Source organism: Mycobacterium sp. NGS56 (assembly GCF_059812425.1).
In genome coordinates this window covers 59,159-81,350 of sequence record NZ_JCALCQ010000007.1, presented here as the reverse complement: position 1 = coordinate 81,350, position 22,192 = coordinate 59,159, and the positions used below count along the sequence as shown (strand labels likewise).

Here is a 22,192-nt window from a genome sequence, read left to right as displayed (position 1 = left end):
ATTCAGCTCTCCGTGCTCTGTGGTTCTGCAGCGGGTGCCGACTGGGTCGCGGCGGCCGCACCCTCGTCGGCGCTCGCGGCGGCGCGGCCGGCCTCGGTGCCGGTGGCGGTGGTGCCCGACGCGCCGCTGCGGCGCGGCCGGGTACCCGACGGACGCTCGCGGCGCGACCGCTCGGCGCCCGCCGGAGCGGCGGCGGCCAATTCGCGCTTCCCGCCGACGATGTCGCCCTTATAGATCCACACCTTCACGCCGATCCGGCCGAACGTGGTCTTCGCTTCGTACAGGCCGTAGTCGATGTCGGCGCGCAGCGTGTGCAGCGGCACCCGGCCCTCCCGGTAGAACTCCGAGCGGCTCATCTCGGCACCACCGAGACGGCCGGAGCACTGCACCCGGATCCCTTTGACGTTGGGCTGACGCATCGCGGACTGGATGGCCTTGCGCATCGCACGGCGGAACGCCACGCGGTTGCTCAGCTGCTCGGCCACGCCCTGGGCCACCAACTGCGCCTGGGACTCCGGGTTTCGGACCTCGAGGATGTTGAGCTGCACCTGCTTGCCGGTCAGCTTCTCCAGGTCGGCACGGATCCGGTCGGCCTCGGTGCCGCGACGGCCGATGACGATGCCGGGACGCGCGGTGTGGATGTCCACCCGGACCCGGTCGCGGGTGCGCTCGATCTCCACGTCGGCGATCCCGGCCCGCTCCAGGCCGGTCGAGAGCAGCCGCCGGATCGCGACGTCTTCCTTGACGTAGTCCGAGTACTGCTTGTCGGCGTACCAGCGTGACTTCCAGTCGGTGGTGATGCCCAGCCGGAAGCCGTGCGGATTGATCTTCTGGCCCACTAGTCTGAGCCTCCCTTCGCGTCAGAGGTCTCAGACGACTTGGCCTCGGCTTTCGGTGCGGCCTTCTTCGCGGGCGCTTTGGTGGCGGCCTTCTTGGCCGGTGCCTTATTGGCCGGCGCTTTCTTGGCGGGTGCCTTCTTGGCGGGTGCCTTCGCGGCGGCCTTGCTCGCCTCGGCACGGCGGGCCCGGGTCGACTTCGCCGACCCCTGGTCCTTGCCCGGCCGGCTTTCCACCACCACGGTGATGTGGCTGGTGCGCTTGCGAATACGGAAGGCGCGGCCCTGGGCGCGCGGGCGAATGCGCTTGGCGGTGGGCCCCTCGTCGGCGTAGACGGTGGCGACCACCAGGGTGGACGGGTCCAGCCCATTGTTGTTCTGCGCGTTGGCCGCGGCGCTGGCGATCACCTTGGCCACCGGCTCACTCGCGGCCTGCGGCGCCCAGCGCAAGATGTCCAGCGCGTCGGTCACCGAGCGGCCGCGCACCAGGTCGATCACCCGGCGCGCCTTTCTCGGCGACACCCGCACGAACCGCGCTTTGGCCACCGCCGATGGGAATTCCGTTGTGGTCATCGCCGTTTGGCCTTCCGGTCGTCCTTGATGTGTCCCTTGAAGGTGCGGGTGGGCGCGAATTCACCAAGCTTGTGACCGACCATCGACTCGGTGACGAACACCGGGACGTGCTTGCGTCCGTCGTGGACGGCGAAGGTGTGGCCGATGAAGTCAGGAATGATCGTCGAACGTCGCGACCATGTCTTGATCACCTGTTTGGTGTTCTTCTCGTTCTGCGTGTCCACCTTCTTGAGCAGGTGGCCATCGACGAACGGGCCCTTCTTCAGGCTGCGTGGCATGTGCTACTCCTGACTTCCTAGCGACCGTGCTTCTTGCCGGTGCGCCGGCGTCGGACAATGAGCTTGTTACTGGCCTTGTTCGGGTGGCGGGTGCGGCCCTCGGGCTTGCCCCACGGGCTCACCGGGTGGCGACCACCCGAGGTCTTACCCTCACCACCACCGTGCGGGTGGTCCACCGGGTTCATGACCACGCCACGGACCGAAGGGCGCTTGCCCTTCCACCGCATCCGGCCGGCCTTGCCCCAGTTGATGTTCGCCTGCTCGGCATTGCCGACCTCGCCGACCGTGGCGCGGCAGCGCACGTCGACGCGGCGGATCTCACCACTGGGCATCCGCAGCGACGCGTAGGTGCCCTCCTTACCGAGCAGCTGGATGCTCGACCCGGCCGACCGTGCCAGCTTGGCGCCACCGCCAGGTCGCAGTTCCACGGCGTGGATCACGGTACCGGCCGGGATGTTGCGCAACGGCAGGTTGTTGCCCGGCTTGATGTCCGCGTTCGGCCCGCACTCCACCACGTCGCCCTGCGAAAGACCCTGCGGCGCAATGATGTAGCGCTTCTCGCCATCCAGGAAATGCAGCAGCGCGATGTTGGCGGTCCGGTTGGGGTCGTACTCGATGTGCGCGACCTTGGCGTTGACGCCGTCTTTGTCGTTGCGACGGAAGTCGATCACGCGGTAGGCGCGCTTGTGGCCGCCGCCCTTGTGGCGGGTGGTGATGCGGCCGTGCGCGTTCCGACCGCCGTGGCCGTGCAGCGGGCGCACCAGTGACTTCTCCGGGGTGGAGCGAGTGACCTCGGAGAAATCTGACACACTCGAGCCGCGACGGCCGGGGCTCGTCGGCTTGTACTTACGAATTGCCATGTCTAATCAGGTTTCCTCTCGCGGCGGCTCGGTTGGATTGCCCAACTCCTCCTCATCGCTTCGCTCTGCATCGTCGTCCGGCTAGGCCGGTGCCCCGAACAGATCGATCGGTTTGCTACCCGGCGCCAGCGTGACGATGGCCCGCTTGGTGCCCTTGCGCTTGCCGAATCCGGTCCTGGTGCGCTTCCGCTTACCTTGCCGATTCGCGGTGTTCACCGACGCGACCTTGACGGAGAAGATCTTCTCGACCGCGATCTTGATCTGCGTCTTGTTCGAGTCGGGGTGCACCACAAACGTGTACACGTTGTCGTCGAGCAACGAATAGGACTTCTCCGAGATGACCGGGCCCAGAATGATGTCGCGGGGGTCAGTGATGGTCGCCATCTACGCCGATACCTCCACATCGTTGTCGGCGGCACCGCCGGTGGCCCCGGCGATGTAGGCATTGAGCGCCTCCACGCTGAACACCACGTCGTCGGAGCGCAGCACGTCATAGGTGTTGAGCTGGTCGGGGGCCAGGACGTGCACACCCGGCAGGTTGCGCACGCTCTTGGCGCCGGCCTCGTCGCTGCGCCCGATCACAACCAGCACCTGCTTGCGGTCGGTCAGCGTGCCCAGGAAGGCCCTCGCGTTCTTGGTGGACGGCGTTTGACCCGAGACCAACTCGGTGATCGCGTGGATGCGGCCGTTGCGCGCCCGGTCGGACAATGCGCCGCGCAACGCCGCGGCGATCATCTTCTTGGGGGTGCGCTGGCTGTAGTCGCGGGGCTTGGGGCCGTGCACGATGCCACCCCCGGTGAACTGCGGAGCGCGCGTCGAACCCTGTCGGGCCCGGCCGGTTCCCTTCTGCCGGTACGGCTTACGGCCACCGCCGCGGACGTCGCCGCGCGTCTTGGTCGAGTGCGTGCCCTGGCGCGCCGCCGCCCGCTGCGCGGTGACGACCTGGTGCATCAGCGCGATATTGGCCGGAGCGTCGAACAATTCGGCCGGCAGCTCGATCGAGCCCTCGACCTTGCCGGCCGGCGTCTTGACGTCGATCTTGAGCTTCTTGGAGCCTTCTGCCATCACTTCTCACCTCGTTTGACCGCGCTGCGGACAACGACGAGTCCACCGGTGCGGCCCGGGACCGCGCCCTTGATCAGCAGCACGCCGTTCTCGGTATCGACCTTGTGCACCAACAGGTTCTGGACGGTCACGCGGTCGCTACCCATCCGGCCCGACATCCGGGTGCCCTTGAACACCCGGGCGGGGGTGGCGCAACCGCCGATGGAACCCGGACGGCGGTGCACCGCCTGGGCACCGTGACTGGCGCCCTGACCACGGAAGCCGTGGCGCTTCATGGTGCCGGCGAAGCCCTTGCCCTTCGAGGTGCCGGTGACGTCGACGTAGGCGCCGTCGGCGAAGATCTCCGCCGTCAGCTCCTGGCCGACCTCGTAATCCGCGGCCGCCTCGGGGTTCTCCAACCGCAGCTCGGCCAGAAACCGGCGCGGGTTCACGCCCGCGGCGGCGTACTGACCGGTCACCGGCTTGTTGACCTTGCGGGGACTGATCTCGCCGTAGGCCAGCTGCACGGCGCTGTAGCCGTCGCGCTCGGGGGTACGAATCCGGGTCACCACATTCGGGCCGGCCTTGACGACCGTCACCGGCACAACCCTGTTGTTCTCGTCGAACACCTGCGTCATGCCCAGCTTGGTACCCAGAATGCCTTTTCTTGCCATGAGTCTGGATCTCCTACTGGATGTTGACGTCGACACTGGCCGGAAGGTCGATGCGCATCAGCGCGTCGACGGTCTTCGGCGTCGGGTCGAGGATGTCGATCAGCCGCTTGTGGGTGCGCATCTCGAAATGCTCCCGCGAGTCCTTGTACTTGTGCGGAGAGCGGATGACGCAATACACGTTCTTCTCGGTCGGCAGCGGCACCGGACCTACAACACTGGCACCCGTGCGGACGACGGTCTCGACGATCTTGCGCGCCGACGCGTCAATAGCCTCATGGTCGTAGGCCTTAAGCCTGATGCGGATCTTCTGTCCCGCCACGCTTCTCCTACCCTCGCTCCTGTTGAGGCCCGGGTATCCGGGCTCAAATGTCCTCAGTGCCACCGGCGCGCCGATCGGGCCGGCCAACTCTGGGCCGATCGAGCGTTGCGCCGGATATTGCGCCGCTGTTTACCTGTCGTGGTCCACCGGCCCCCGCGGTCGGGCGTGTCACCCTCACGCAGCCTCATCCGCGATCGAAATTCGTCGCTCTCAAAGGATGGGACCGGACGCCCGTTTGGACGCTGGTCGTATGCCCGACCAGGCGCGAACCCGGCTCAAGGCAACCTGAACAGTATGCCTTAGATCGTGGCCCGAACAAAATTCGGCCGCGATCTCGGGCCGAATCTGCCGCACCCGACCCGAGGGCGGTAGCACCGGGCGGTAAACCAGCTGGTCAGAGGGCTTGAGGCGGCGGGCGGTGGGACGCTTAGGCCCCAGCCGATTCGATGTCGGCCGTGCCCGCCCCGCCGCACTGCACATGTAAGAAGCCGTCCACGGCCGCCAGGGCGCACTGCCGGTAGTCGAAGTCGGGCAGCGTGGACAGGCGGCCGAGCACCAGCGGGCCGATGAGCAGGGCGATCGCCCGCGACCGGTCCACCTCTCCCAGCTGGGCGGCGGCCTCCGGACTGTCGAAAATGGCGTCGAAGGGCTCCGCGTACTGCTGGGCGATGCGCTCGCGCAGGGTGGTGATCGCCGCGCTGTCGGCGTTGGGGCTGTGCCGTGGCTCGGGCAGACCCTCCAAATCGCGTCCCAGCGCGAGCCAGGACATGGCGGTCATGAGCGTAGGAGCCTGGGCCACGGATTCGGCCTGGGCCAGCACCACGGCGACCAGGCGCTCGCGCAGCGAACCCTGCGCCGGCGGGGTGGGCGATGCTGGGATCAAGCTGTTGAAAGCGGCTGCCAGTAAGTCGTTTCCGCTCGGGAAGTGGCGATACAGGGTTGCCCTGGCTACGTTGGCGGTGCGGGTGACGGCGTCGACCGTCACCGCGCTGGGACCCCCGGCACGCAACAGCGTGACAGCGGCGTCCAGCAGCCTGGCCCGCGACCTCGCGGGGCGCGGGTCGGACGTCCCGGCCGTAATTGTGACCCACCTCCTGTTTGAGAACGAGACTATCGGTCTACCTACAAGACTATTGGTCTCGAAACGCCGCACGCTCCAAGGAGGCGCATCGCATGGTCGAAACCCTGGTCCGGTCTGACCAGCGTACTGACGCGCTCGGGGTCGGCGACAGCTTCCGGGCCCGAAACTGGACGCTGGCCGTCGCCTGCATGGCGGTAGCCCTGGTGGTGGCGTCGATGACCGCGCTCAACACCACGCTCGGCGACCTCGCGGTGGCCACCTCGGCCACCGCATCGCAGCTGAACTGGGTGGTCGACGGATACACCGTCGCATTGGCCTGTCTGCTGCTGCCGGCCGGCGCGATAGGTGACCGCTACGGCCGGCGCGGTGCGCTGCTGGCCGGGCTGCTGGTGTTCTCGATCGGCTCGATGGCACCCGCGCTGCTGCACAGTCCGTCTCAGATCATCGCCGGCAGGGCGGTGGCTGGGATCGGCGCCGCATTCGTCATGCCCGCCACGCTGTCGCTGCTGACGGTGGCCTATCCAAAAGACGACCGCACCAAAGCCGTTGGCATCTGGGCCGGGACGGCCGGTTCCGGCGGCGTCCTGGGCATGCTCGGTTCTGGTCTGTTGCTTCGCTTTTGGGACTGGCACGCCATCTTCTGGTCGCTGGGCATCGCCGGCCTGGCGATTCTCGCGCTGGCCTGCACCGTCGCCAAGTCCCGCGACGCGGGCGCTCCCCGGATCGATGCGCTTGGCGCGATCCTGATCGGCGCGGCGGTCGCCATCGCCGTGGCCGCCATCCTGGAAGCGCCCGGCCGCGGCTGGAGCGACCCGGTGGTGTGGGGCGGACTCGTCGTCGGCGCGGTGATTGCAGCGGGATTCGGCGCCCTCGAGCTGCGCATGGCGTGGCGCGGCAGGCAACCACTGCTGGATGTGCGGTTGTTCGCCGACCCCAATTTCGCCACGGGGGTGACCGCGATCGTCATCCTGTTCGGCGCCACCTTCGGGTTCTTTTACATCGGGATGCAGTACGTGCAGCAGATCATGGGCTACTCCGCGCTCGCGACCGCGATCGCCTTCGGGCCGTTCATGGTGCCGCTGGGCATCTTCTCGGCCCTGTCGTTCTGGTATGTGCCCAAGCTGGGGCTGCGGTTGGTGTTGTTCGTCGGCACATCGCTGATGGCGGTTGGATTCGGGTGCATGCACGGGCTGGACCTACATTCGACGTATTTCGAATTCGCCTGGCCCACACTGATTCTCGCCACAGGTATTGGAATATGCACGGCACCAACCACTTCGGCGATCATGGGTGCCGTTGCCGACGAGAAGCAGGGCGTCGCCTCGGCCGTGAACGACACATCACGGGAAATGGGCGGCGCATTGGGCATCGCCGTGGCCGGATCCATCCTGGCCGGCCGCTACTCGCACGAGCTTGGGCCAATGCTGGCGGGCTTTCCCGCACCGGTGCGCGCTCAGGCCACCGACTCGCTGGCCAAGGCCGTGGAGATCGCCGGCCGGCTCGGGCCCCAGGGGCGGCAGCTGGCCGACATCAGTAAGTCCGCGTTCCTGGCCGCGTTGCACGCCTCCACCATCACGATGGCCACGATCGTCGCGGTCGCCGCCGTGGCGATCGGGGTGTGGGCTCCCGGCCGCGACGGTCGCCAGCTACGCCCGGTGCGGCGCCTGCTCGCGCGTCACTGAACGAACTCCGCGGCCCGGTGCCCGATCATCACAATCGTGGCGTGCGGGCCGCGGCTGGTGATGGCGGGGAGGATCGAGCCGTCGATCACCCACAGGTTGTCGATGCCGAACACCCGGCACCGGGGGTCCACGACGGCATGCGGGTCGCCGTCGGCGCCCATCGGTGCGGTACCGCAAAGATGTTGCGAGGTCGACCAGACCACGGCCGCGGCATCGATAGTGCCGCCGGACAATTCGCGGGCCAACTCGCTTCCCCTGCGCAGCGCCGCGACGTCGTCGGGCTCGCTGTCGTAGCGGTGTTCGATTCGCGGCGCCACGTCGGGATCGGCCGAGACCAGCGTCATGCGCCCGCGCGCCCGCGGCTGCATCAGTGCGACCCCGATATGTGGCCAGTCGGCATGCCCGGCGGTGCCGTCGCCGGTCATCGCCACGAATCCGCCCGTGTACGGCCTGATCTCGAGGTCGTCGGCCGTGCTGAGCACCACCTCGAGCACCGGCCGTCCGGGCGCCACCGTCCAATCGGTGGGCAACACCCACTCGGCATGATCGCTGAACGACGTCCCCACGGGCAGCGCCACCACCACCGGAACCCCGGCGCCGGTCAGCATCGGTTCATCACCGATGCCCGAGGCCATGAGGAGGTGCGCCGTTTCAATCGACCCGGCGCACAACACCACCCGGTCGGCGGTCAAGGTCATCCGCCCGTGTGGACCGATCGCGTCGACGCCCACCGCAACGGTGCCGGCGAAACGCAACCGGACCGCCCGGGTCCGTGCACGCAGGTTGAGATTCGGCCGGCTCAGCGCCGGGATCAAATATCCCGCGCCGGAGCCCCGCCGCACACCATCGACGATATTGAGTGGGACCGCTCCGATTCCCGAAACCTGGTCTGGCGCAGCATCATTGAGGTCTGCTATCCAGCCGAACCCGGCGCGCTCGGCGGCGGCGATGAATCGCTCTGTGGTGCCGGTCATTTCGTGCGTGCGGCGCACCTGGATGGGACCGCTGTCGCCGTGGGCGGGGCCATCGAAGTCCAGGTCGGTCTCGATGGCGCGGAAGCTGTCCAGGACCTCGGACCACCCCCAGCCCTCGACGGCGATACGATCGAAGTCGTGCGGCAACCCGCGGCAGAAGTAGCCGCCGTTGACCGCGCCAGATCCGCCTACCGTGGCCCCGCGCACCAGGGGATGCTGGCGAGCGGGCTGCTCGGTGAGGCGGGTTTGGTAGCGCCGGACCAGCGGGCTTTTGACGCCGATCGGCAACTGCAAACCGTTGGCAGTCTGGGCCAGCAGTACCGGGTCGTCGAGCGCCGGACCCGCCTCGAGGACCGTCACCGTGCACCGCGGATCGGTGGAGAGACGTTCCGCAACAACCGATCCTGCACTGCCGGCGCCGACGATCAGCACATCGCTGTGCGAGGCGGCTGTGGTCAAGGCGGTGGTTAAGTCCGGATTTGGGGTTTCAGGGCGCGCGCGTTGCGCTCCCGTAGCACACCCCACCACAAGCCGAGCCCATACGCCAGGTCGTCGACGCGTTTGAGCACCAGGTAGGTCGGCAGTCCGATCGGTTCCACATCGTCACCGATGGCGTCGCGGCGGCGAAGCCAGTCGACCACCCCGTCCATGACGGCCGCGACCACAACGACCCGCCTGAAGTGACGCGACATGGCCGCGGCCACCAACGCCAGCGGCCAGTAGTGCCGGCACAGCGCCGACGCCAGCTGCAGCGCAGCCGACCACAGGCCTCGGCCCGCAATCGTCGCGACATCGGCCATCGAGGTCTCGGCGCTGCGCATCGCCCGCGCGATCCGGTGACCGGTCAGCACGGCGAAGACGATGGACACCAGCCGCGACAGGGTGGACCCGAACGCCATCAGGATCCACGTCATCAGTGCCCAGCCGGAAATCACCACCGGCGCCGTCTTGTCCGGGTGGCGTACGGATAACGGGGCCGCCGAGCCGCCGTAAAACGCTTTGCGCGCAAGCCAATCCCGTAACTCGGTGCGGTGGTCGTGAGCGACCAGCGCGATCGGCTCGTAGCGCAGCCGTGCGCCCGCCTCGATGAGCCGCCAGCACAGATCGACGTCCTCACCGGACTGCAGGGTCTCGTCGAACCCGCCGACCCCCCGGATCGCCGAGCACCGGCAGATGATCGCGGCGCTGGGCACGTAGGACACCGTGCTGTGCGGCAATACCGGCGCCTCGCGCTCGCCGAGGTCGAGCGAGGAGTGCACCGCCTCGTAGCGCGCCACCGCGTTCTCGCTGTGCGACAGGCCGACGATGCGGGGCGCGACCAGGCCGACCGTGGGATCGCAGAAATGACCGAGCAGGGCCTCCAGCCAGCCCCGGCGCGGTGCGACGTCGGAATCCAGGAAGGCGACGAAGTCCGTCCGGCAGGCCCGCAGACCGGTGTTGCGGGCCGCCGCCGGGCCCCTGCTGCGGTGGTGGCGCAGCACCTCGATGTCACAGTGCGCGCCGACGAAGTCCTGCGGTTCGACCGGCGGCAGCGAGCCGTCGTCCACCACGACGACGCGCAGGCCACGCAGTGAGCTGACCAGGCGGCGCACACCAGAAAGGTTGTCCCGCACCGGAATTACCACTGTCACGTCGTGGTGCGACGGACCACCCGCTGGCCGCGGATGCGCCACCGTGGCGTCCAGCAGGGTGCGGGCGAGTTGGGCGCTGAGGTCGTCGCGCACCTTCAGCCGGCCGTCCGAGAGCATGTCCTGGGCGGCGGGGGCCAACTTGAGCAGCCGGGTCGGCGAACCGCCGAGCAGCGCCGAGCCGTCGCCGAGCACCCGCACGCGGCGGTCGACCTGAACGGCGAACCCGTCCGGCAACCGGGGCGCGGTCATGTCAGCATCCCGTCGGGCCCGGGCCGCCACCGGATGATCCGCCGGATACACCCGTGCACCATCTCGGTGAAGATCCGCTTGCCCTCGGCGGCGGTGGCCGTGGTCGGGTCGCCCAGCACGCCGACCGGGCTGACCGCCGCGACTCCCCCGCGCCGCATCGGCCCGAGCAGCTCGGGCAGTGGTGCGGTGTTGCCGGCCACCCACCGATCGCTGCGCACCTCGGCCGGCGAGATGTGCAGCAACAGTGATGTTTCGGTATGGCCGGCGTGGGCGTCCCCGCCGGCGGACAGGCAGGGGCACCAGCCGGCGTCGCGGCCCTCGGCGCGCAACTTGGCCACCGCCGCGCGGCACGCCCCGGTGTTGCCGCCGTGACCATTGACGAAGACCAGCCGACGGGCCCAGCCGGCCGCCGACCTGCCGTACTCGACCAGCAGCAGCGTCAGCGCCTCGGTGCCCAGCGAGATCGTTCCGGCGAAACTTTGGTGCTCGCCGCTGGCGCCATAGGCGATGGGCGGCGCCACCAGCCACTCGTGGCCGAGGCGCGGCGCAGCGTCGCCGGCGACCGCCGTCGCGATCCGGGTGTCGGTGTCCAGGGGCAGGTGCGGACCGTGTTGTTCGGTCGACCCCAGCGGAACCAATACCGACGCCGACATGCTTGATAGCTGGCTCGACGTCGCGGTTCCCAAGTCGCCGAGTACGGACACTCGGTGATGGTAGGACGAATTCACCTGGCGTGCACCAATTGTTGAAGCTTGAAAATAACTTTTTTTCTCCGGCCATTCACCGGGCGTTCGAATCGTTGGCTCGTCCGTCACGGTTACCCCGCCCGTACCACGATTTGCGCAGCCGTCACTTAATCCGGATTTATCCGCCCGGGATGGCCAGGCTTTCGCTACGCGCCGCCCGGGGCCACGCCCAGCGCCCGGGCGAAGCCGGGCGGCACCAGAATGTGGTCGGGTCCGAGATCGCGCACCGAGGACAGCCCGAGGCCCATTAGCGCCGAGTCGATACCGCCGCGCAAGATGTCGAGGACGTTCTCCACACCCGGCTGGCCGGCCGCGGCCAGCCCCCACAGGTAGGCGCGGCCGATCATCACCGCACGCGCTCCCAGCGCCACGGCCTTGACGACGTCGCTGCCGCGCCGGACACCGCCGTCGAGCAGCACCTCGATCTGATCGCCGACGGCTGCGGCCACCGCGGGCAGGGCGCGGATCGAGGCCGGCGTGCCGTCCAGATTGTTGCCGCCGTGGTTCGACACCGAAATGGCCGAAACCCCGGCATCCACCGCCTTTTTCGCATCATCGACGCGCATGACCCCCTTGAGCATGAACGGCCCGCCCCACAGTTCGCGCAGCCAGGCGATGTCCTCCCAGGTCGGCGGCGGGGTGCCCATCCACTCCCCGTACGCCTGAAAGAAAGGCGGGCCGGGCTCGCCCCGGCGGCCCTGGTTGGGCACCCGCAGCTCCGGTGGCCGCATGGTCTTCGCCCATTGCAGGAACCAGCGCGGCTTGGTGATGACCTCCGGGCTCATCTTGACGATGGTCTTGAAGTTCATCTTCTCCGGGATCGCCGGGCTGCCCCAGTCCCGGCCGTGCGAGAAGCTCCAGTCGGTGGTGACGATCAGCCCCACCGCCCCGGCCGCGCGGGCGCGCTCGACCCGCGCGGCGATCGCGTCGCGGTCACCCAGCCAGTACACCTGGAAGAACAGCTTGGGGTTCGCCGCGATGACCTCTTCGATCGGCTTGCTGGCGAACGAAGACAGCCCCATGGCGGTGCCGCGGGCGGCGGCGGCCCGCGCCACGGCGACCTCACCATCGGGGTGCACCGCCTGTACGCCCGTCGGTGAGATCAGCACCGGCAACGAAATGTCTTGTCCCATGACACTGGTCGACAAATCACGCTTCTCCTGCGCACCGATGACGTGCGGCGCGAACCCGAGCTCGCTGAACGCTGCCACGTTGTCGGAGACCGTGACTCCCTTTTCGCTGGCCGAAATCAGCGACGAATAGGCAGATTTCGGCAGCCGGCGCTTGGCGCGTTGCTGCGCGATGGCGACGGTTTCAAACCATGCGTCCGCCATGGTTACACCGGGCTTTCGTTACACATGCGGGCCGGCGGCGCGGCGGGCGTGACCGCCGGCGGTCGCAGCGACAACGTGAGCGGCACCGGTTGGCGGATGCGCTTGCCGCGGGAGTGATCGGCCCGGGGGCGCGGCGCCTCGCGGTCATGCGCCAGCGCCGTCACGCTGTGGCCCTGGACGCATTCGGGGTCCGGTCCATCCAGCGGCAGGCCGGTGAAGAATTTGGCGGCCATGCATCCACCGCGGCAGCTGTCGTAGTGCCCGCAACTGCCGCAGGCGCCCGCCGACTGGGGTTCGCGCAGCTCGCGGAACAGCGGGGCGTTTTTCCAGACGTTGGAGAAACCGCTGTCCGACAACACGTTTCCGGCCAGAAAGCGGTCGTGGATGGCGAACGGGCAGGCGTAGACATCCCCGACTGGGTCGATCAGGCACACGACGCGACCCGCGCCGCACATGTTCAGGCCCGCCAGGGCGCCGGATTGGCCGAGCGGGGCCAGGTGGAAGAAAGAGTCGCCGGTGAGCACCCGCTCACCCTTGGCGACCAGCCAGTCATACAGCTGGACCTGCTGGTCGGCGGTGGGGTGCAGCTCTTCCCAGACATCGGCGCCACGCCCCGATGGGCGGAGCCGGGTGATCCGCAGCGTGGCGCCGTAACGGCTTGCCAGGGCTGCGAATTCGTCGAGCTGGTCGACGTTGTGCCGGGTGACGACCACCGAGATCTTGGCGTCGGAGAAACCGGCGCCGGCAAGGTTTTCCAGCGCGCGTATCGCCATGTCGAACGAGCCGGGTCCGCGGACGGCGTCGTTGACCTCGGCGGTGGCGCCGTCCAGCGAGATCTGGACGTCGACGTAGTCGCTGGCCGCCAGCCGCGCGGCGACCTCGGGTGTGATCCGGACGCCGTTGGTGGAGAACTTCACGCCGACGTGGTGTTCGGTGGCATAGTCGACCAGTTCCCAAAAGTCGGGACGCACAGTGGGTTCCCCGCCACCGATGTTGACATAGAACACCTGCATGCGTTCCAGCTCATCGATGATGTCCATGCATTGGCGGGTGGACAGTTCTCGCGGATCCCGCTTGCCCGATGACGACAGGCAGTGCACGCAGGCCAGGTTGCAGGCGTACGTCAGCTCCCAGGTGAGGCAGATGGGCGCGTCCAGCCCGTGCTCGAACTGCTCGATCAGCCGCGGCACGGGCGACTGCGATGGTGCGGTCATTGATGGTCCTCCCGGGGCACCAGCATGTTGGACTCGACGAGCACACCCAGCGCATGCAGATACGGCGCCTGCGCCGCGTCGTCCACCCCCGCCGCGCGGCAGGCGGCCCGGATGTCGGCATGGTCGGCCAGCGACTGCACCACGTCAAGGATCGTGCGGTTCTTCAGAAACGACAGCTTGCGGGTACCGAAGTGGTAGAGCAGCGCGCCGAACGGTTCCGGCCGAACCGCCACCTGCGGGTGCAATCGCCAGCCGCGATCAGGATCGAACGAGGTTACCGTCCGTGCCTGCGCGGGCGCGGCCACGGTCAGTAGACCCCGCACATGCCGTCGATGGACACTTCTTCGACCAGGGTCTCGTTCACGAGTGCAGGGTCGGTTTCGGTCTCGTGGTCCACGGGGCTTGCCTTTCGTCCGGTCTTGACAACGATGGGGTCTGAGTCACACTCGGCGCCAGAATATGGCATCGAGTGCCGAAATGGAAGGGCAGGGTCCGATGGTGCCGCATCCGCGGGTGGGCAGGCGCCGCTCGACCACCCCTCACCACATCACCGACGTGGCCATCGACATGTTCACGGCACGCGGTTTCGCCGACGTGAGCGTCGACGACGTCGCCCAGGCCGCCGGTATATCCCGGCGGACCTTGTTCCGGTATTACGCGTCCAAGAACGCCATTCCCTGGGGCGACTTCGACAACCACCTTGCCCACCTACGTGATTTGCTCGACAACGTCGGTGTTGACGTGCGCCTGGGTGATGCGCTGCGCGCTGCGCTGTTGGCATTCAACACGTTTGACGAATCCGAGATGGCCCGGCATCGCCGGCGCATGCGGGTGATCCTGCAAACCGCTGAGCTGCAAGCGTATTCGATGACGATGTATGCGGGCTGGCGCGAGGTGATCGCCGGGTTCGTGGCACGTCGCCTGGACTGCAAGATCACCGATCTGGCGCCCCAGACCGTCGCCTGGACGATGCTCGGGGTGGCCTTGTCGGCCTACGAACACTGGCTGAGCGATGAATCCGTCCCGCTGCCGGTCGCCCTGGGCCAAGCCTTCGACGTCGTCGGCGCCGGGCTGGACGGGTTGAGCCGGTGACGCCCGAGCACCTGGTACACACCCTGCGGTCACAGGGCAGGTTCTGCGCCTCGTCGGGCTCACGGATGTATGGCGAGCTGTTCGAGTTGGTGGCCGGCGACGTCGAAGCCGGCGGCGTCTTCGCGACCGTCTTGTCCGGGCGCGAAGACGCGCCGTCGCGCGACGCGGTGCCGCTGAGGTTGCTCGGCGGGCTGCACAGGCTGGTGCTCGACGGCCGGGCGGAGCGGTTGCGTCGCTTTTACCCCAGCACCGGGGGTGCCTGGGATGCCAGATCCGCCTGGCCGGAGATCCTGGACACCGCCGCCGGTCACGTCGACGTGCTGCGCGCGGCGCTGTGCCAGCCACCGCAGACCAACGAGGTGGGCCGATCCGCCGCCCTGATCGGCGGACTATTGCACATCAACCACGGATTCGACTTGCCCGTAAGGCTTTTCGAGATCGGATCGAGCGCGGGGTTGAACCTGCGCGGGGATCACTACAGCTACGGCTTCGCCGGTGGCCGGTGGGGGCCGCCCGACTCGCCGGTGACCATCGAGGATGCGTGGCGCGGCGCCCTCCCGCCGCGGCGGGAATTGCGGATCGTCGCGCGGCATGGGTATGACATCGCGCCCATCGACGTGCGCGACGCCGACGGGGAGATGACCGTGCTGAGCTATGTCTGGCCCGACCAGGGCGCCCGGCTGGTGCGGCTGCGCGGCGCCATCGAGGTCGCCCGCCGGGTCCCGGCCTCGCTCGAGCGCCGGACGGCGGCCGACGCGGTCGCCGGCCTGACGCTGGCCGACGGTGCGCTGACCGTCCTGTGGCATTCGATCACCTGGCAGTATCTGTCCTATGACGAACGCGGCGCGGTGCGCGCACACGTGGACGCGCTCGCTCGACGCGCCGAGGCGCGCTCGCCGTTCGCCCACCTCACGATGGAGCCCGCGCGTGCCGGGCCGCGAGCACCGATCAAGTTCGTGGTGCGGGCCCGCGTCTGGCCGCAGGGCGAGCCGCGGGTGCTGGGCGAATGCCATCCGCACGGCCCGCCGGTGGATTGGCGATAAACCGGCGCGGCCGAATGCCGAAGCGCCGTCCGGCGTTTCAGCCGCCGGATGGGACTAGGTCCCCATGAAAGTCATCGGATCGTGCAGCACGCGGGTGCCGTCATGCAATCCTTCGATGGCCTCCATGTGCTCGGGGTCCAAGGTGAAGTCGAACACGTCCAGGTTCTGGGCGACGCGTTCGGGTTTGGACGACCGCGAGACCACGACGTTGTCCAGCTGCAAGTTCCACCGGAGCAGCACCTGCGCGGGCGTGCGACCGTACTGGGCGGTCCAGCACAATGCCTTTGGCGTTGCCGGTGATGGCAATTGTGTGACGCTGGATACAGTGCCGCACCCTTCGGTCTTCGAGACGTTGAAGTTCGGGAGGTGTATCACCGGAGCGAAAAGCTCGATGATCTAAGTGCTTTCGATCTCCGGTATCTGACGGGGCGCGCGCGAGGCGGACTCGCCGATCCTTTATGCTCGACGAACGCCGAACGCACGCCAACGCTGGAAGCGAGGCAAAGCCGTCTATGAAGACTATGCAAGCACTTGTCGAAATTGCTTGGCAGGCAACACAAATCGGTGCTACCACCCTCAAGAAGTCGCAGCCACGATCGGTACTGCACAAGGGTGACCGCGATACGGTCACCGACGTCGACCTGGCAATCCAGCGCGATATCGCCACCTACCTCGCGCAGGTCACGCCCGATATCGCGCTGCTGGCCGAAGAATCCGAACATCAGCCGCACATCGAAACATCCGAGTGGCTGTGGGTTCTGGACCCGATCGACGGGACGTCCAACTTCGTTCACGGCCTGCCGCTGTGCGCGGTATCGCTTGCCCTCCTGCATGCCGGTCGCGCCGTGGTGGCCGTCACCCACGCTCCACTGCTCGGCAGGACGTACCACGCCGTCGAAGGCAAACGCGCGTTCGTCAACGGGCAACGAATCACCGCCAGCGCAACCGACAGCCTCAGCGGCGCCATCGTGTCCCTCGGCGACTACGCCGTGGGTCACGATGCCGGCCGGCTCAATCAGCACCGGCTGGCGCTCACGACCGAGCTGGTGCCCCGCGTCGAACGAATCCGGATGATCGGCGCGGCAACCCTCGACCTCGCCTTCGTCGCCGAGGGCGCCCTGGACGCCTGCGTGATGATGTCCAACAAGCCCTGGGACACCGCGGCGGGGACGCTGATCGCCCGCGAGGCCGGGGCGCAGCTCACCGACGCGCAGGGCAGCCCGCACACTTACAGCTCGGCGTCCACGATCGTCGCCGCACCCGGTATCGCCGAGCAGCTCGCCACGGTGATCCGCAACACCGAGGTCCCCGGCGACCGGTACGCGACCGCCGTCGGCTAGCGCCGGGTGCGAAAGTCCGCGTCAGCCTAGTACTTCGGCGATGGGCACGGCCGCGGCGATCTTCGCACGAACCTTCATGACCTTGCCCGGCATCCCGCCGCCGACCACCCCGACCAGCGCCCCGTCACGTTCGTAGTAGGCCAGGAACTTGCGGCCGTCATCCTCGACGAGGTGGACGATGTCGTCGGCTTCGGGCTCACCGAGGCACTGGATTTTGACGTCGTATTGGTCGCTCCAGAAGTACGGGACGACGACCACCGACGGCACGTCCTGACCCAGCAGCGCAGGGACGACCACCCGTGCCTGATCGGCGACATTGCTCCAATGTTCCACGCGCCCTTGGTGTCCCGTCGCGTCACGCCACGATGCAACGTCCCCGAGCGCCCACACATTCGGCGCACTGGTGCGTCCGGCTTCGTCGCAGATGACGCCGTTGTCGACCTCGACGCCGCTGCCCTCGAGCCAGTCGGTCGCCGGGCGCGACCCGATGCCTACCACCACGATGTCGGCCGGCAGTTCGGTGCCGTCGCTCAACACGACCGCCTCGACGTGTGAATCGCCGCGCACCTGCGCCACCCCGACGCCGAGGCGAACGTCGACCCCTTCGGCGCGGTGCAGCCGGGCCACCAGCTCGCCGATCTGCTCGCCGAGCACAGCGGCCAGCGGCGTCGGCTGCGGCTCCACCAGCACCACGTCCACACCCAGGCTGCGCAGGCTGGCCGCGACCTCACAGCCGATGAAGCCGGCGCCGATGATCACTGCGCGCTGCGCCGCGGACGCGTGCTCGCGCAGCGCCAAGCTCTCGTCGACTGACCGCAGCACGCGGATGCCTTCGAGATCCGGCAGCGCCGGAATGCGCCGCGGCACCAGGCCGGTGGCGATGACCAGTTCGGCATAGCCCACCGTCGTCCCGTCGTCCAGAGTCACCGTCTGCGCCACCGTGTCCAGGCTTCTCGCGGCCGACCCCAGCCGCAGGGTGATGTCGTTCTCGTCGTACCATTCGCGCGGTTTGAGCGCGGTGTCGTCGACCTCCTTGCGCAGTACCTCTTTGGATAGTGGCGGGCGGTCGTAGGGCGGGTGAACCTCGTCGCTGACGATCGTGATGGGTCCGGAATACTGGGCTTTCCGCAGCTGCTCGGCGGTGCGGGCCGCGGCCAATCCGCCGCCGACGATCACGATCCCGCCGTTGGCGCTTTCGTCACTACTCACGTGGAGTTCTTAGCACGATCGCCGGTCAGTACTTTAGGGCACCCTTATCCACGGGGATCTGCGTTCCGGTGAGTGTGCCCGAGCCATCGCCGGCCAGCCACGCCACCACATCGGCCACTTCGTCGGCCGCCATGAAGCCGTTGGGCTGCACGGGCATTGGCGGAAAACTATGGACGAAGCTCGGGTGCCTGGCGAAGATCTCCATCATCGCCTCGGGTTCGATCATCGGGGTGTCCACCGAATACGGGTGGATCGAGTTGACCCGGATGCCGAATTCGCCAAGCTCGACGGCGAGCGTGTTGGTGAGCGCCGTGAGTCCGTGTTTGCTCGCCGAGTAGTGGCCGTTGCCCGGGGTGGCCTTGATGCCCGCCGAGGAGCTGACCACGATGATCGAGCCGCCGTTTCCCGCCTCGATCATCGCGGGCACCGTGGCGCGCAGCGTGCGCCAGGTGCCGGTTAGGTTGACGCCGATCACCGTGTCCCACTGCTCGTCGGTGAGCTCCCAAATGCGACCCCAGCTCAGCACTCCGGCGTTGGCCACCACGACGTCGAGCCGCCCGAACTGCTCGATCCCGTCGGCGACCAGATCCCGCAGCGCGGCGTCGTCGCGGACGTCGACCTCGCGCCGTAAGGCCTTGCGTCCCTCGTTCTCCACCAGGCGGGCGGTCTCGTCGAGGTCCTCCCGGGTGGCCGGCGGGTACGTCACGCTGGCGGACGCCGGCGCGCAGATGTCCAGCGCGATGATGTCGGCGCCCTCGCGGGCCAGCCGCACCGCGTGCGAGCGACCCTGCCCGCGGGCGGCCCCGGTGATGAATGCGACCCGTCCCTGCAGTGATCCGGCCTGTCCAGTCACGTGTAACCCCTTCGACCGCCGATAGACCAAGCCAGGCTAGCAGCGCAACTGAAACGTGTTCTAATTCGCCCGGCGGCGCCGGACGAGCTCTTAGATCTCGGAAATGATCGACGCGCGCCGACTGGTGTATTCGGCGTCGGTCAGCGCCCCACTGGCGTGCAAGTCCTTCAGCTCTTGCAACCGCGCGGCGATCGACGGTTCCGGCGGCGTGACGACCGCCGCCGCCGCAGGTGCCGCGCCGGGTGCGGCGGCCGCTGCCGGTTGCGCGGCCGGGGCCTGCTGTTCGACCGCTCGCCGCACCACCGCCTGGATCTGGGCACGCAGGGCCGGATTCGACCGGATGTCGACCATCTGGTTGAGCGCCACGTTGTTGGCCTTGAGGATCTGCAGGATCTCCATCAACGGGCCCGCCTGACCGCTCAGGTCGTAGGTCTTGTTGTCCTCGGCCACGGTGAACTGCGCCGGCACCAGGCCGTTGACCAAAGCGCTTCGCTCCCAGTCGATTCGATATTCGCTGGTGGTGGGGTTGACCAGGACCACCACCTTGCGGGCGTTGAGGTTGCCCAGCCGGGTGACGCTGGCGATCACCCGATCTTCGCTGTCGAACGGCAGGATCCCGGGGCCGGCGATGTGCAGACGCACCTTGACGACCTGCTGGTTGTTCACCCACGTCCCCGTCTCGCTGATCCCGGTGATCTGAGCGAGCGCCAAGACGCCGTTCTGCTCGAGCGCGGCCACCTTGGCCGACGACTTCGCCCCGTAGTTCGCCAACGCGAGCGCGACCAGCACGTCGGCCACGGTGATCAGCAGGCCGACGTAGAGCATCCACTGCAGCAGGTTGTCGAGCCCCAGGGTGAAGTAAACGACCAAGAAGATCGGTCCGACCAGGCCGCCGCACAGCAAAACCACCAACTGTGCCTTCAGGTAGCGCGCTAACACATGCCCCTCCTCGGCTTACTGCGAATCCGTGTCAGATTAGCGCCGCGGGAGTCGCGGCGCGTGCGGTACGCGCAAACCGCGTCAGGCCGCTTACAGCGGTTCGGGCGGCACCACCGGCACCCGCTTGACCGGCGTGCCCGCCGGTTGCGCCTGCTGCGCATCGGCCGCGGCCTGCGGCACGGTGCGCGCCGATACCGGCACCGTCGGGGCCGCAGAGGTCTGCGCCGGCACTCCGGTCAGCGGGGCGGCCGCGGGAGGGCCGGCCGGTGTCGCCACCGACGCCGCGGGTTGGACGACGGCCGCAGAATTCGCCGGAGTGTAGGCCGGCGTCGCCACCCGCGCCGCGCCGGCCGGCGTGGTGGCCGAGACCAGGGTCGCCGATCCCGCGGGAGCCGCGGCAGCCGGCGTGCCGGCCGGTGCCGGCGTCGCTGCTGCCGCCGCCGGCGCCACCGCCGCGGCCAGCGGTCCCGCCGGCGCGGCCGGCCCGGACGTACCTGCGGCAGCGGCACTCACCGCCGGCACCTGCGCGGCCACCGATGCCGGGGCCGCCACGGTGTGCAGGGGCGCGGCGTTGGCGGCCTCGGCGAACGCGTACTGCGCCGCACCGCCGTGCATCAGCTGGACGAACTGGCTGTGAAACGCGGTCGCCTGGGCGCTGAGCGCCTGATAGACCTGGGAGTGCGCATCGAAGAGGGCGGCGATACTCACCGACACCTCGTCGGCGCCGGGGGCCAGCACGCTGGATGTCGGACCCATGGCGGCGGTGTTGGCGGAGCTGATGGTCGACCCGATCCTGGCCAAATCCCCCGCCGCAGCCGCGACGAATTCGGGCGTCGCTTGCACGAACGACATCGGCCACCCCCCGCAACGCCACGGTCAGGAAAAATATGGGCAAATCCTAAACCAGGTGGCGTCGCTGCCGCATGCTGTCCCGCGCTTTGGTGCGGGCCGCGGTCTTAACGCGCAAAGCCCGGATTGCCGAGTCGGCAATCCGGGCTTTGCGATGCGTCGAAATTACTTGATGATCTTGACGACCCGGCCGGCGCCGACGGTGCGGCCACCCTCACGGATCGCGAACCGCAGACCGTCGTCCATGGCGACGGGCTGGATCAGCTTGACCGAGATGTTGGTGTTGTCACCGGGCATCACCATTTCGGTGCCCTCCGGCAGCGTCACCACACCGGTCACGTCCGTGGTGCGGAAGTAGAACTGGGGGCGGTAGTTGTTGAAGAACGGCGTGTGCCGACCGCCCTCGTCCTTGGACAGGATGTAGACCTGGCCCTCGAACTCGGTGTGCGGCGTGGTGGTGCCCGGCTTGGTCACGACCTGACCGCGCTCGACGTCCTCACGCTTGATACCACGCAGCAACAGCCCGACGTTGTCGCCGGCCTGCCCCTGGTCGAGCAGCTTGCGGAACATCTCCACACCGGTGACCGTGGTCTTGGTGCTGGACGGGCGGATGCCGACGATCTCGACTTCCTCGTTCACGTTGATCACGCCACGCTCGACACGACCGGTGACCACCGTGCCACGCCCGGTGATGGTGAAGACGTCTTCCACCGGCATCAGGAACGGCTTGTCGGTCTCGCGAACGGGGTCCGGGATCGACTCGTCGACGGCCTCCATCAGCTGCTCGACGGATTCCACCCACTTGGCGTCGCCCTCGAGCGCCTTGAGCGCCGAGACCCGCACCACCGGGGCGTCCTCGTCGAACTCCTGGGCGGCCAGCAGCTCGCGGACCTCCATCTCGACGAGCTCGAGCAGCTCCTCGTCGTCGACCATGTCGGCCTTGTTCAGCGCGACCAGGATGTAGGGCACGCCCACCTGACGCGCCAGCAGCACGTGCTCGCGGGTCTGCGGCATCGGGCCGTCGGTCGCGGCGACCACCAGGATCGCGCCGTCCATCTGGGCCGCGCCGGTGATCATGTTCTTGATGTAGTCGGCGTGACCCGGGGCGTCGACGTGGGCGTAGTGCCGCTTGTCGGTCTGGTACTCCACGTGGGAGATGTTGATGGTGATACCGCGCTGACGCTCCTCGGGCGCGTTGTCGATCTGGTCGAACGCGCGGGACTCGTTGAGGTCCGGGTACTTGTCGTGCAGAACCTTGGTGATAGCCGCGGTCAGCGTGGTCTTGCCGTGGTCAACGTGACCGATGGTCCCGATGTTGACGTGCGGCTTCGTCCGCTCGAACTTCGCCTTCGCCACTTCTGTGTCCTCCTGGA

General features: G+C 68.2%; 25 protein-coding genes and 1 pseudogene. 4 read left to right on the top strand and 22 right to left on the bottom strand.

The features are described from left to right. Positions 1-2: 2 nt before the first annotated feature. From rpsC to AC5Y4F_RS17625, 9 genes are all read right to left on the bottom strand, one after another. Positions 3-839 (bottom strand): 30S ribosomal protein S3, encoded by an 837-nt coding sequence (gene rpsC, locus AC5Y4F_RS17665; protein WP_067936517.1) that lies wholly within the window; start codon positions 837-839, stop codon positions 3-5. Beyond that, positions 839-1,408 carry a 50S ribosomal protein L22 gene (rplV, locus tag AC5Y4F_RS17660; protein ID WP_067936520.1) on the bottom strand — a complete coding sequence of 190 codons (570 nt, stop codon included), beginning with the start codon at positions 1,406-1,408 and terminating at the stop codon, positions 839-841. The genes rpsC and rplV overlap by 1 nt, the downstream gene beginning before the upstream one ends. Next, entirely contained in the window at positions 1,405-1,686 is a 282-nt protein-coding gene (rpsS, locus tag AC5Y4F_RS17655) for a 30S ribosomal protein S19 (RefSeq protein WP_008260806.1), read from the bottom strand. The genes rplV and rpsS overlap by 4 nt, the downstream gene beginning before the upstream one ends. A gap of 17 nt (positions 1,687-1,703) precedes the next feature. After that, positions 1,704-2,546, bottom strand: coding sequence for a 50S ribosomal protein L2 (gene rplB / locus AC5Y4F_RS17650; RefSeq protein ID WP_007773586.1), 843 nt, complete (start codon positions 2,544-2,546; stop codon positions 1,704-1,706). A gap of 81 nt (positions 2,547-2,627) precedes the next feature. Then, positions 2,628-2,930, bottom strand: coding sequence for a 50S ribosomal protein L23 (gene rplW / locus AC5Y4F_RS17645; RefSeq protein ID WP_067936522.1), 303 nt, complete (start codon positions 2,928-2,930; stop codon positions 2,628-2,630). Then, the gene (gene rplD, locus AC5Y4F_RS17640) at positions 2,931-3,614 is read right to left on the bottom strand and encodes a 50S ribosomal protein L4 (protein ID WP_156750114.1); all 684 of its coding nucleotides are present in this window, start codon (positions 3,612-3,614) and stop codon (positions 2,931-2,933) included. It abuts the gene before it with no gap. Further along, on the bottom strand, positions 3,611-4,264 hold the full coding sequence (gene rplC, locus AC5Y4F_RS17635; RefSeq protein ID WP_067350602.1) for a 50S ribosomal protein L3: 654 nt from the start codon (positions 4,262-4,264) through the stop codon (positions 3,611-3,613). The genes rplD and rplC overlap by 4 nt, the downstream gene beginning before the upstream one ends. A 13-nt stretch (positions 4,265-4,277) precedes the next feature. Further along, on the bottom strand, positions 4,278-4,583 hold the full coding sequence (rpsJ, locus tag AC5Y4F_RS17630) for a 30S ribosomal protein S10 (protein WP_003873519.1): 306 nt from the start codon (positions 4,581-4,583) through the stop codon (positions 4,278-4,280). Between the two features lie 427 nt (positions 4,584-5,010). Continuing rightward, positions 5,011-5,613 carry a TetR/AcrR family transcriptional regulator gene (locus tag AC5Y4F_RS17625; protein WP_197520608.1) on the bottom strand — a complete coding sequence of 201 codons (603 nt, stop codon included), beginning with the start codon at positions 5,611-5,613 and terminating at the stop codon, positions 5,011-5,013. Between the two features lie 143 nt (positions 5,614-5,756). On the opposite strand from AC5Y4F_RS17625, the gene AC5Y4F_RS17620 reads away from it, so the two are divergent. Then, on the top strand, positions 5,757-7,346 hold the full coding sequence (locus AC5Y4F_RS17620; protein ID WP_067936528.1) for an MFS transporter: 1,590 nt from the start codon (positions 5,757-5,759) through the stop codon (positions 7,344-7,346). Here AC5Y4F_RS17620 and mftG read toward each other — a convergent pair. The 7 genes from mftG to mftA form a co-directional block, all read right to left on the bottom strand. Next, positions 7,340-8,779, bottom strand: a complete 1,440-nt coding sequence (mftG, locus tag AC5Y4F_RS17615) for a mycofactocin dehydrogenase MftG (protein WP_067936529.1) — start codon at positions 8,777-8,779, stop codon at positions 7,340-7,342. The genes AC5Y4F_RS17620 and mftG overlap by 7 nt on opposite strands. 8 nt (positions 8,780-8,787) lie before the next feature. Continuing rightward, complete coding sequence (gene mftF, locus AC5Y4F_RS17610; RefSeq protein WP_067936532.1) at positions 8,788-10,200, bottom strand: mycofactocin biosynthesis glycosyltransferase MftF; 1,413 nt, start codon at positions 10,198-10,200, stop codon at positions 8,788-8,790. Then, positions 10,197-10,928 carry a mycofactocin biosynthesis peptidyl-dipeptidase MftE gene (mftE, locus tag AC5Y4F_RS17605; protein WP_499997727.1) on the bottom strand — a complete coding sequence of 244 codons (732 nt, stop codon included), beginning with the start codon at positions 10,926-10,928 and terminating at the stop codon, positions 10,197-10,199. Before mftE ends, mftF begins: the two co-directional genes overlap by 4 nt. Positions 10,929-11,092: 164 nt before the next feature. Further along, positions 11,093-12,280, bottom strand: coding sequence for a pre-mycofactocin synthase MftD (mftD, locus tag AC5Y4F_RS17600; RefSeq protein ID WP_067936538.1), 1,188 nt, complete (start codon positions 12,278-12,280; stop codon positions 11,093-11,095). Positions 12,281-12,282: 2 nt separating this feature from the next. Further along, the gene (gene mftC / locus AC5Y4F_RS17595; RefSeq protein ID WP_067936540.1) at positions 12,283-13,494 is read right to left on the bottom strand and encodes a mycofactocin radical SAM maturase; all 1,212 of its coding nucleotides are present in this window, start codon (positions 13,492-13,494) and stop codon (positions 12,283-12,285) included. Further along, positions 13,491-13,817 (bottom strand): mycofactocin biosynthesis chaperone MftB, encoded by a 327-nt coding sequence (gene mftB, locus AC5Y4F_RS17590; protein WP_197520607.1) that lies wholly within the window; start codon positions 13,815-13,817, stop codon positions 13,491-13,493. The genes mftC and mftB overlap by 4 nt, the downstream gene beginning before the upstream one ends. Then, positions 13,802-13,891 (bottom strand): mycofactocin precursor MftA, encoded by a 90-nt coding sequence (gene mftA, locus AC5Y4F_RS17585; RefSeq protein WP_067936546.1) that lies wholly within the window; start codon positions 13,889-13,891, stop codon positions 13,802-13,804. Before mftA ends, mftB begins: the two co-directional genes overlap by 16 nt. 101 nt (positions 13,892-13,992) lie before the next feature. Here mftA and mftR point away from each other — a divergent pair, with 101 nt between their 5' ends. Both mftR and AC5Y4F_RS17575 read left to right on the top strand, forming a co-directional pair. Next, complete coding sequence (gene mftR / locus AC5Y4F_RS17580) at positions 13,993-14,586, top strand: mycofactocin system transcriptional regulator MftR (RefSeq protein ID WP_067936587.1); 594 nt, start codon at positions 13,993-13,995, stop codon at positions 14,584-14,586. After that, complete coding sequence (locus tag AC5Y4F_RS17575) at positions 14,583-15,629, top strand: DUF2332 domain-containing protein (protein WP_499997726.1); 1,047 nt, start codon at positions 14,583-14,585, stop codon at positions 15,627-15,629. The genes mftR and AC5Y4F_RS17575 overlap by 4 nt, the downstream gene beginning before the upstream one ends. 54 nt (positions 15,630-15,683) lie before the next feature. Here AC5Y4F_RS17575 and AC5Y4F_RS17570 read toward each other — a convergent pair. Then, positions 15,684-15,944 (bottom strand): annotated as a pseudogene (locus AC5Y4F_RS17570) (aldo/keto reductase); the annotation flags it as partial. Between the two features lie 197 nt (positions 15,945-16,141). Here AC5Y4F_RS17570 and AC5Y4F_RS17565 point away from each other — a divergent pair. After that, a complete protein-coding gene (locus AC5Y4F_RS17565; RefSeq protein WP_499997725.1) occupies positions 16,142-16,969 on the top strand; it encodes an inositol monophosphatase family protein in 828 nt (275 codons plus the stop codon). Between the two features lie 21 nt (positions 16,970-16,990). Here the strand turns inward: AC5Y4F_RS17565 and AC5Y4F_RS17560 are convergent, their stop codons facing one another. The 5 genes from AC5Y4F_RS17560 to tuf form a co-directional block, all read right to left on the bottom strand. Further along, complete coding sequence (locus tag AC5Y4F_RS17560) at positions 16,991-18,178, bottom strand: NAD(P)/FAD-dependent oxidoreductase (protein WP_067936554.1); 1,188 nt, start codon at positions 18,176-18,178, stop codon at positions 16,991-16,993. Between the two features lie 25 nt (positions 18,179-18,203). After that, on the bottom strand, positions 18,204-19,031 hold the full coding sequence (locus AC5Y4F_RS17555) for a mycofactocin-coupled SDR family oxidoreductase (protein WP_067936557.1): 828 nt from the start codon (positions 19,029-19,031) through the stop codon (positions 18,204-18,206). A gap of 90 nt (positions 19,032-19,121) precedes the next feature. Beyond that, positions 19,122-19,970, bottom strand: a complete 849-nt coding sequence (locus AC5Y4F_RS17550) for an SHOCT domain-containing protein (RefSeq protein ID WP_067936560.1) — start codon at positions 19,968-19,970, stop codon at positions 19,122-19,124. 90 nt (positions 19,971-20,060) lie between these two features. Then, entirely contained in the window at positions 20,061-20,822 is a 762-nt protein-coding gene (locus tag AC5Y4F_RS17545) for a PE family protein (protein WP_067936562.1), read from the bottom strand. 162 nt (positions 20,823-20,984) lie between these two features. Beyond that, positions 20,985-22,175, bottom strand: a complete 1,191-nt coding sequence (gene tuf / locus AC5Y4F_RS17540; protein WP_067936564.1) for an elongation factor Tu — start codon at positions 22,173-22,175, stop codon at positions 20,985-20,987. Positions 22,176-22,192: the final 17 nt, after the last annotated feature.

Excerpts from the sequence above, each read along its gene's own strand:
- rpsS (WP_008260806.1), bottom strand. The coding sequence starts at position 1,686 with ATGCCACGCAGCCTGAAGAAGGGCCCGTTCGTCGATGGCCACCTGCTC.
- mftC (WP_067936540.1), bottom strand. The coding sequence starts at position 13,494 with ATGACCGCACCATCGCAGTCGCCCGTGCCGCGGCTGATCGAGCAGTTC.
- AC5Y4F_RS17545 (WP_067936562.1), bottom strand. The coding sequence starts at position 20,822 with ATGTCGTTCGTGCAAGCGACGCCCGAATTCGTCGCGGCTGCGGCGGGG.
- mftF (WP_067936532.1), bottom strand. The coding sequence starts at position 10,200 with ATGACCGCGCCCCGGTTGCCGGACGGGTTCGCCGTTCAGGTCGACCGC.
- rplW (WP_067936522.1), bottom strand. The coding sequence starts at position 2,930 with ATGGCGACCATCACTGACCCCCGCGACATCATTCTGGGCCCGGTCATC.
- rplC (WP_067350602.1), bottom strand. The coding sequence starts at position 4,264 with ATGGCAAGAAAAGGCATTCTGGGTACCAAGCTGGGCATGACGCAGGTG.
- rplB (WP_007773586.1), bottom strand. The coding sequence starts at position 2,546 with ATGGCAATTCGTAAGTACAAGCCGACGAGCCCCGGCCGTCGCGGCTCG.
- AC5Y4F_RS17565 (WP_499997725.1), top strand. The coding sequence starts at position 16,142 with ATGAAGACTATGCAAGCACTTGTCGAAATTGCTTGGCAGGCAACACAA.
- AC5Y4F_RS17620 (WP_067936528.1), top strand. The coding sequence starts at position 5,757 with ATGGTCGAAACCCTGGTCCGGTCTGACCAGCGTACTGACGCGCTCGGG.
- mftD (WP_067936538.1), bottom strand. The coding sequence starts at position 12,280 with ATGGCGGACGCATGGTTTGAAACCGTCGCCATCGCGCAGCAACGCGCC.
- rplV (WP_067936520.1), bottom strand. The coding sequence starts at position 1,408 with ATGACCACAACGGAATTCCCATCGGCGGTGGCCAAAGCGCGGTTCGTG.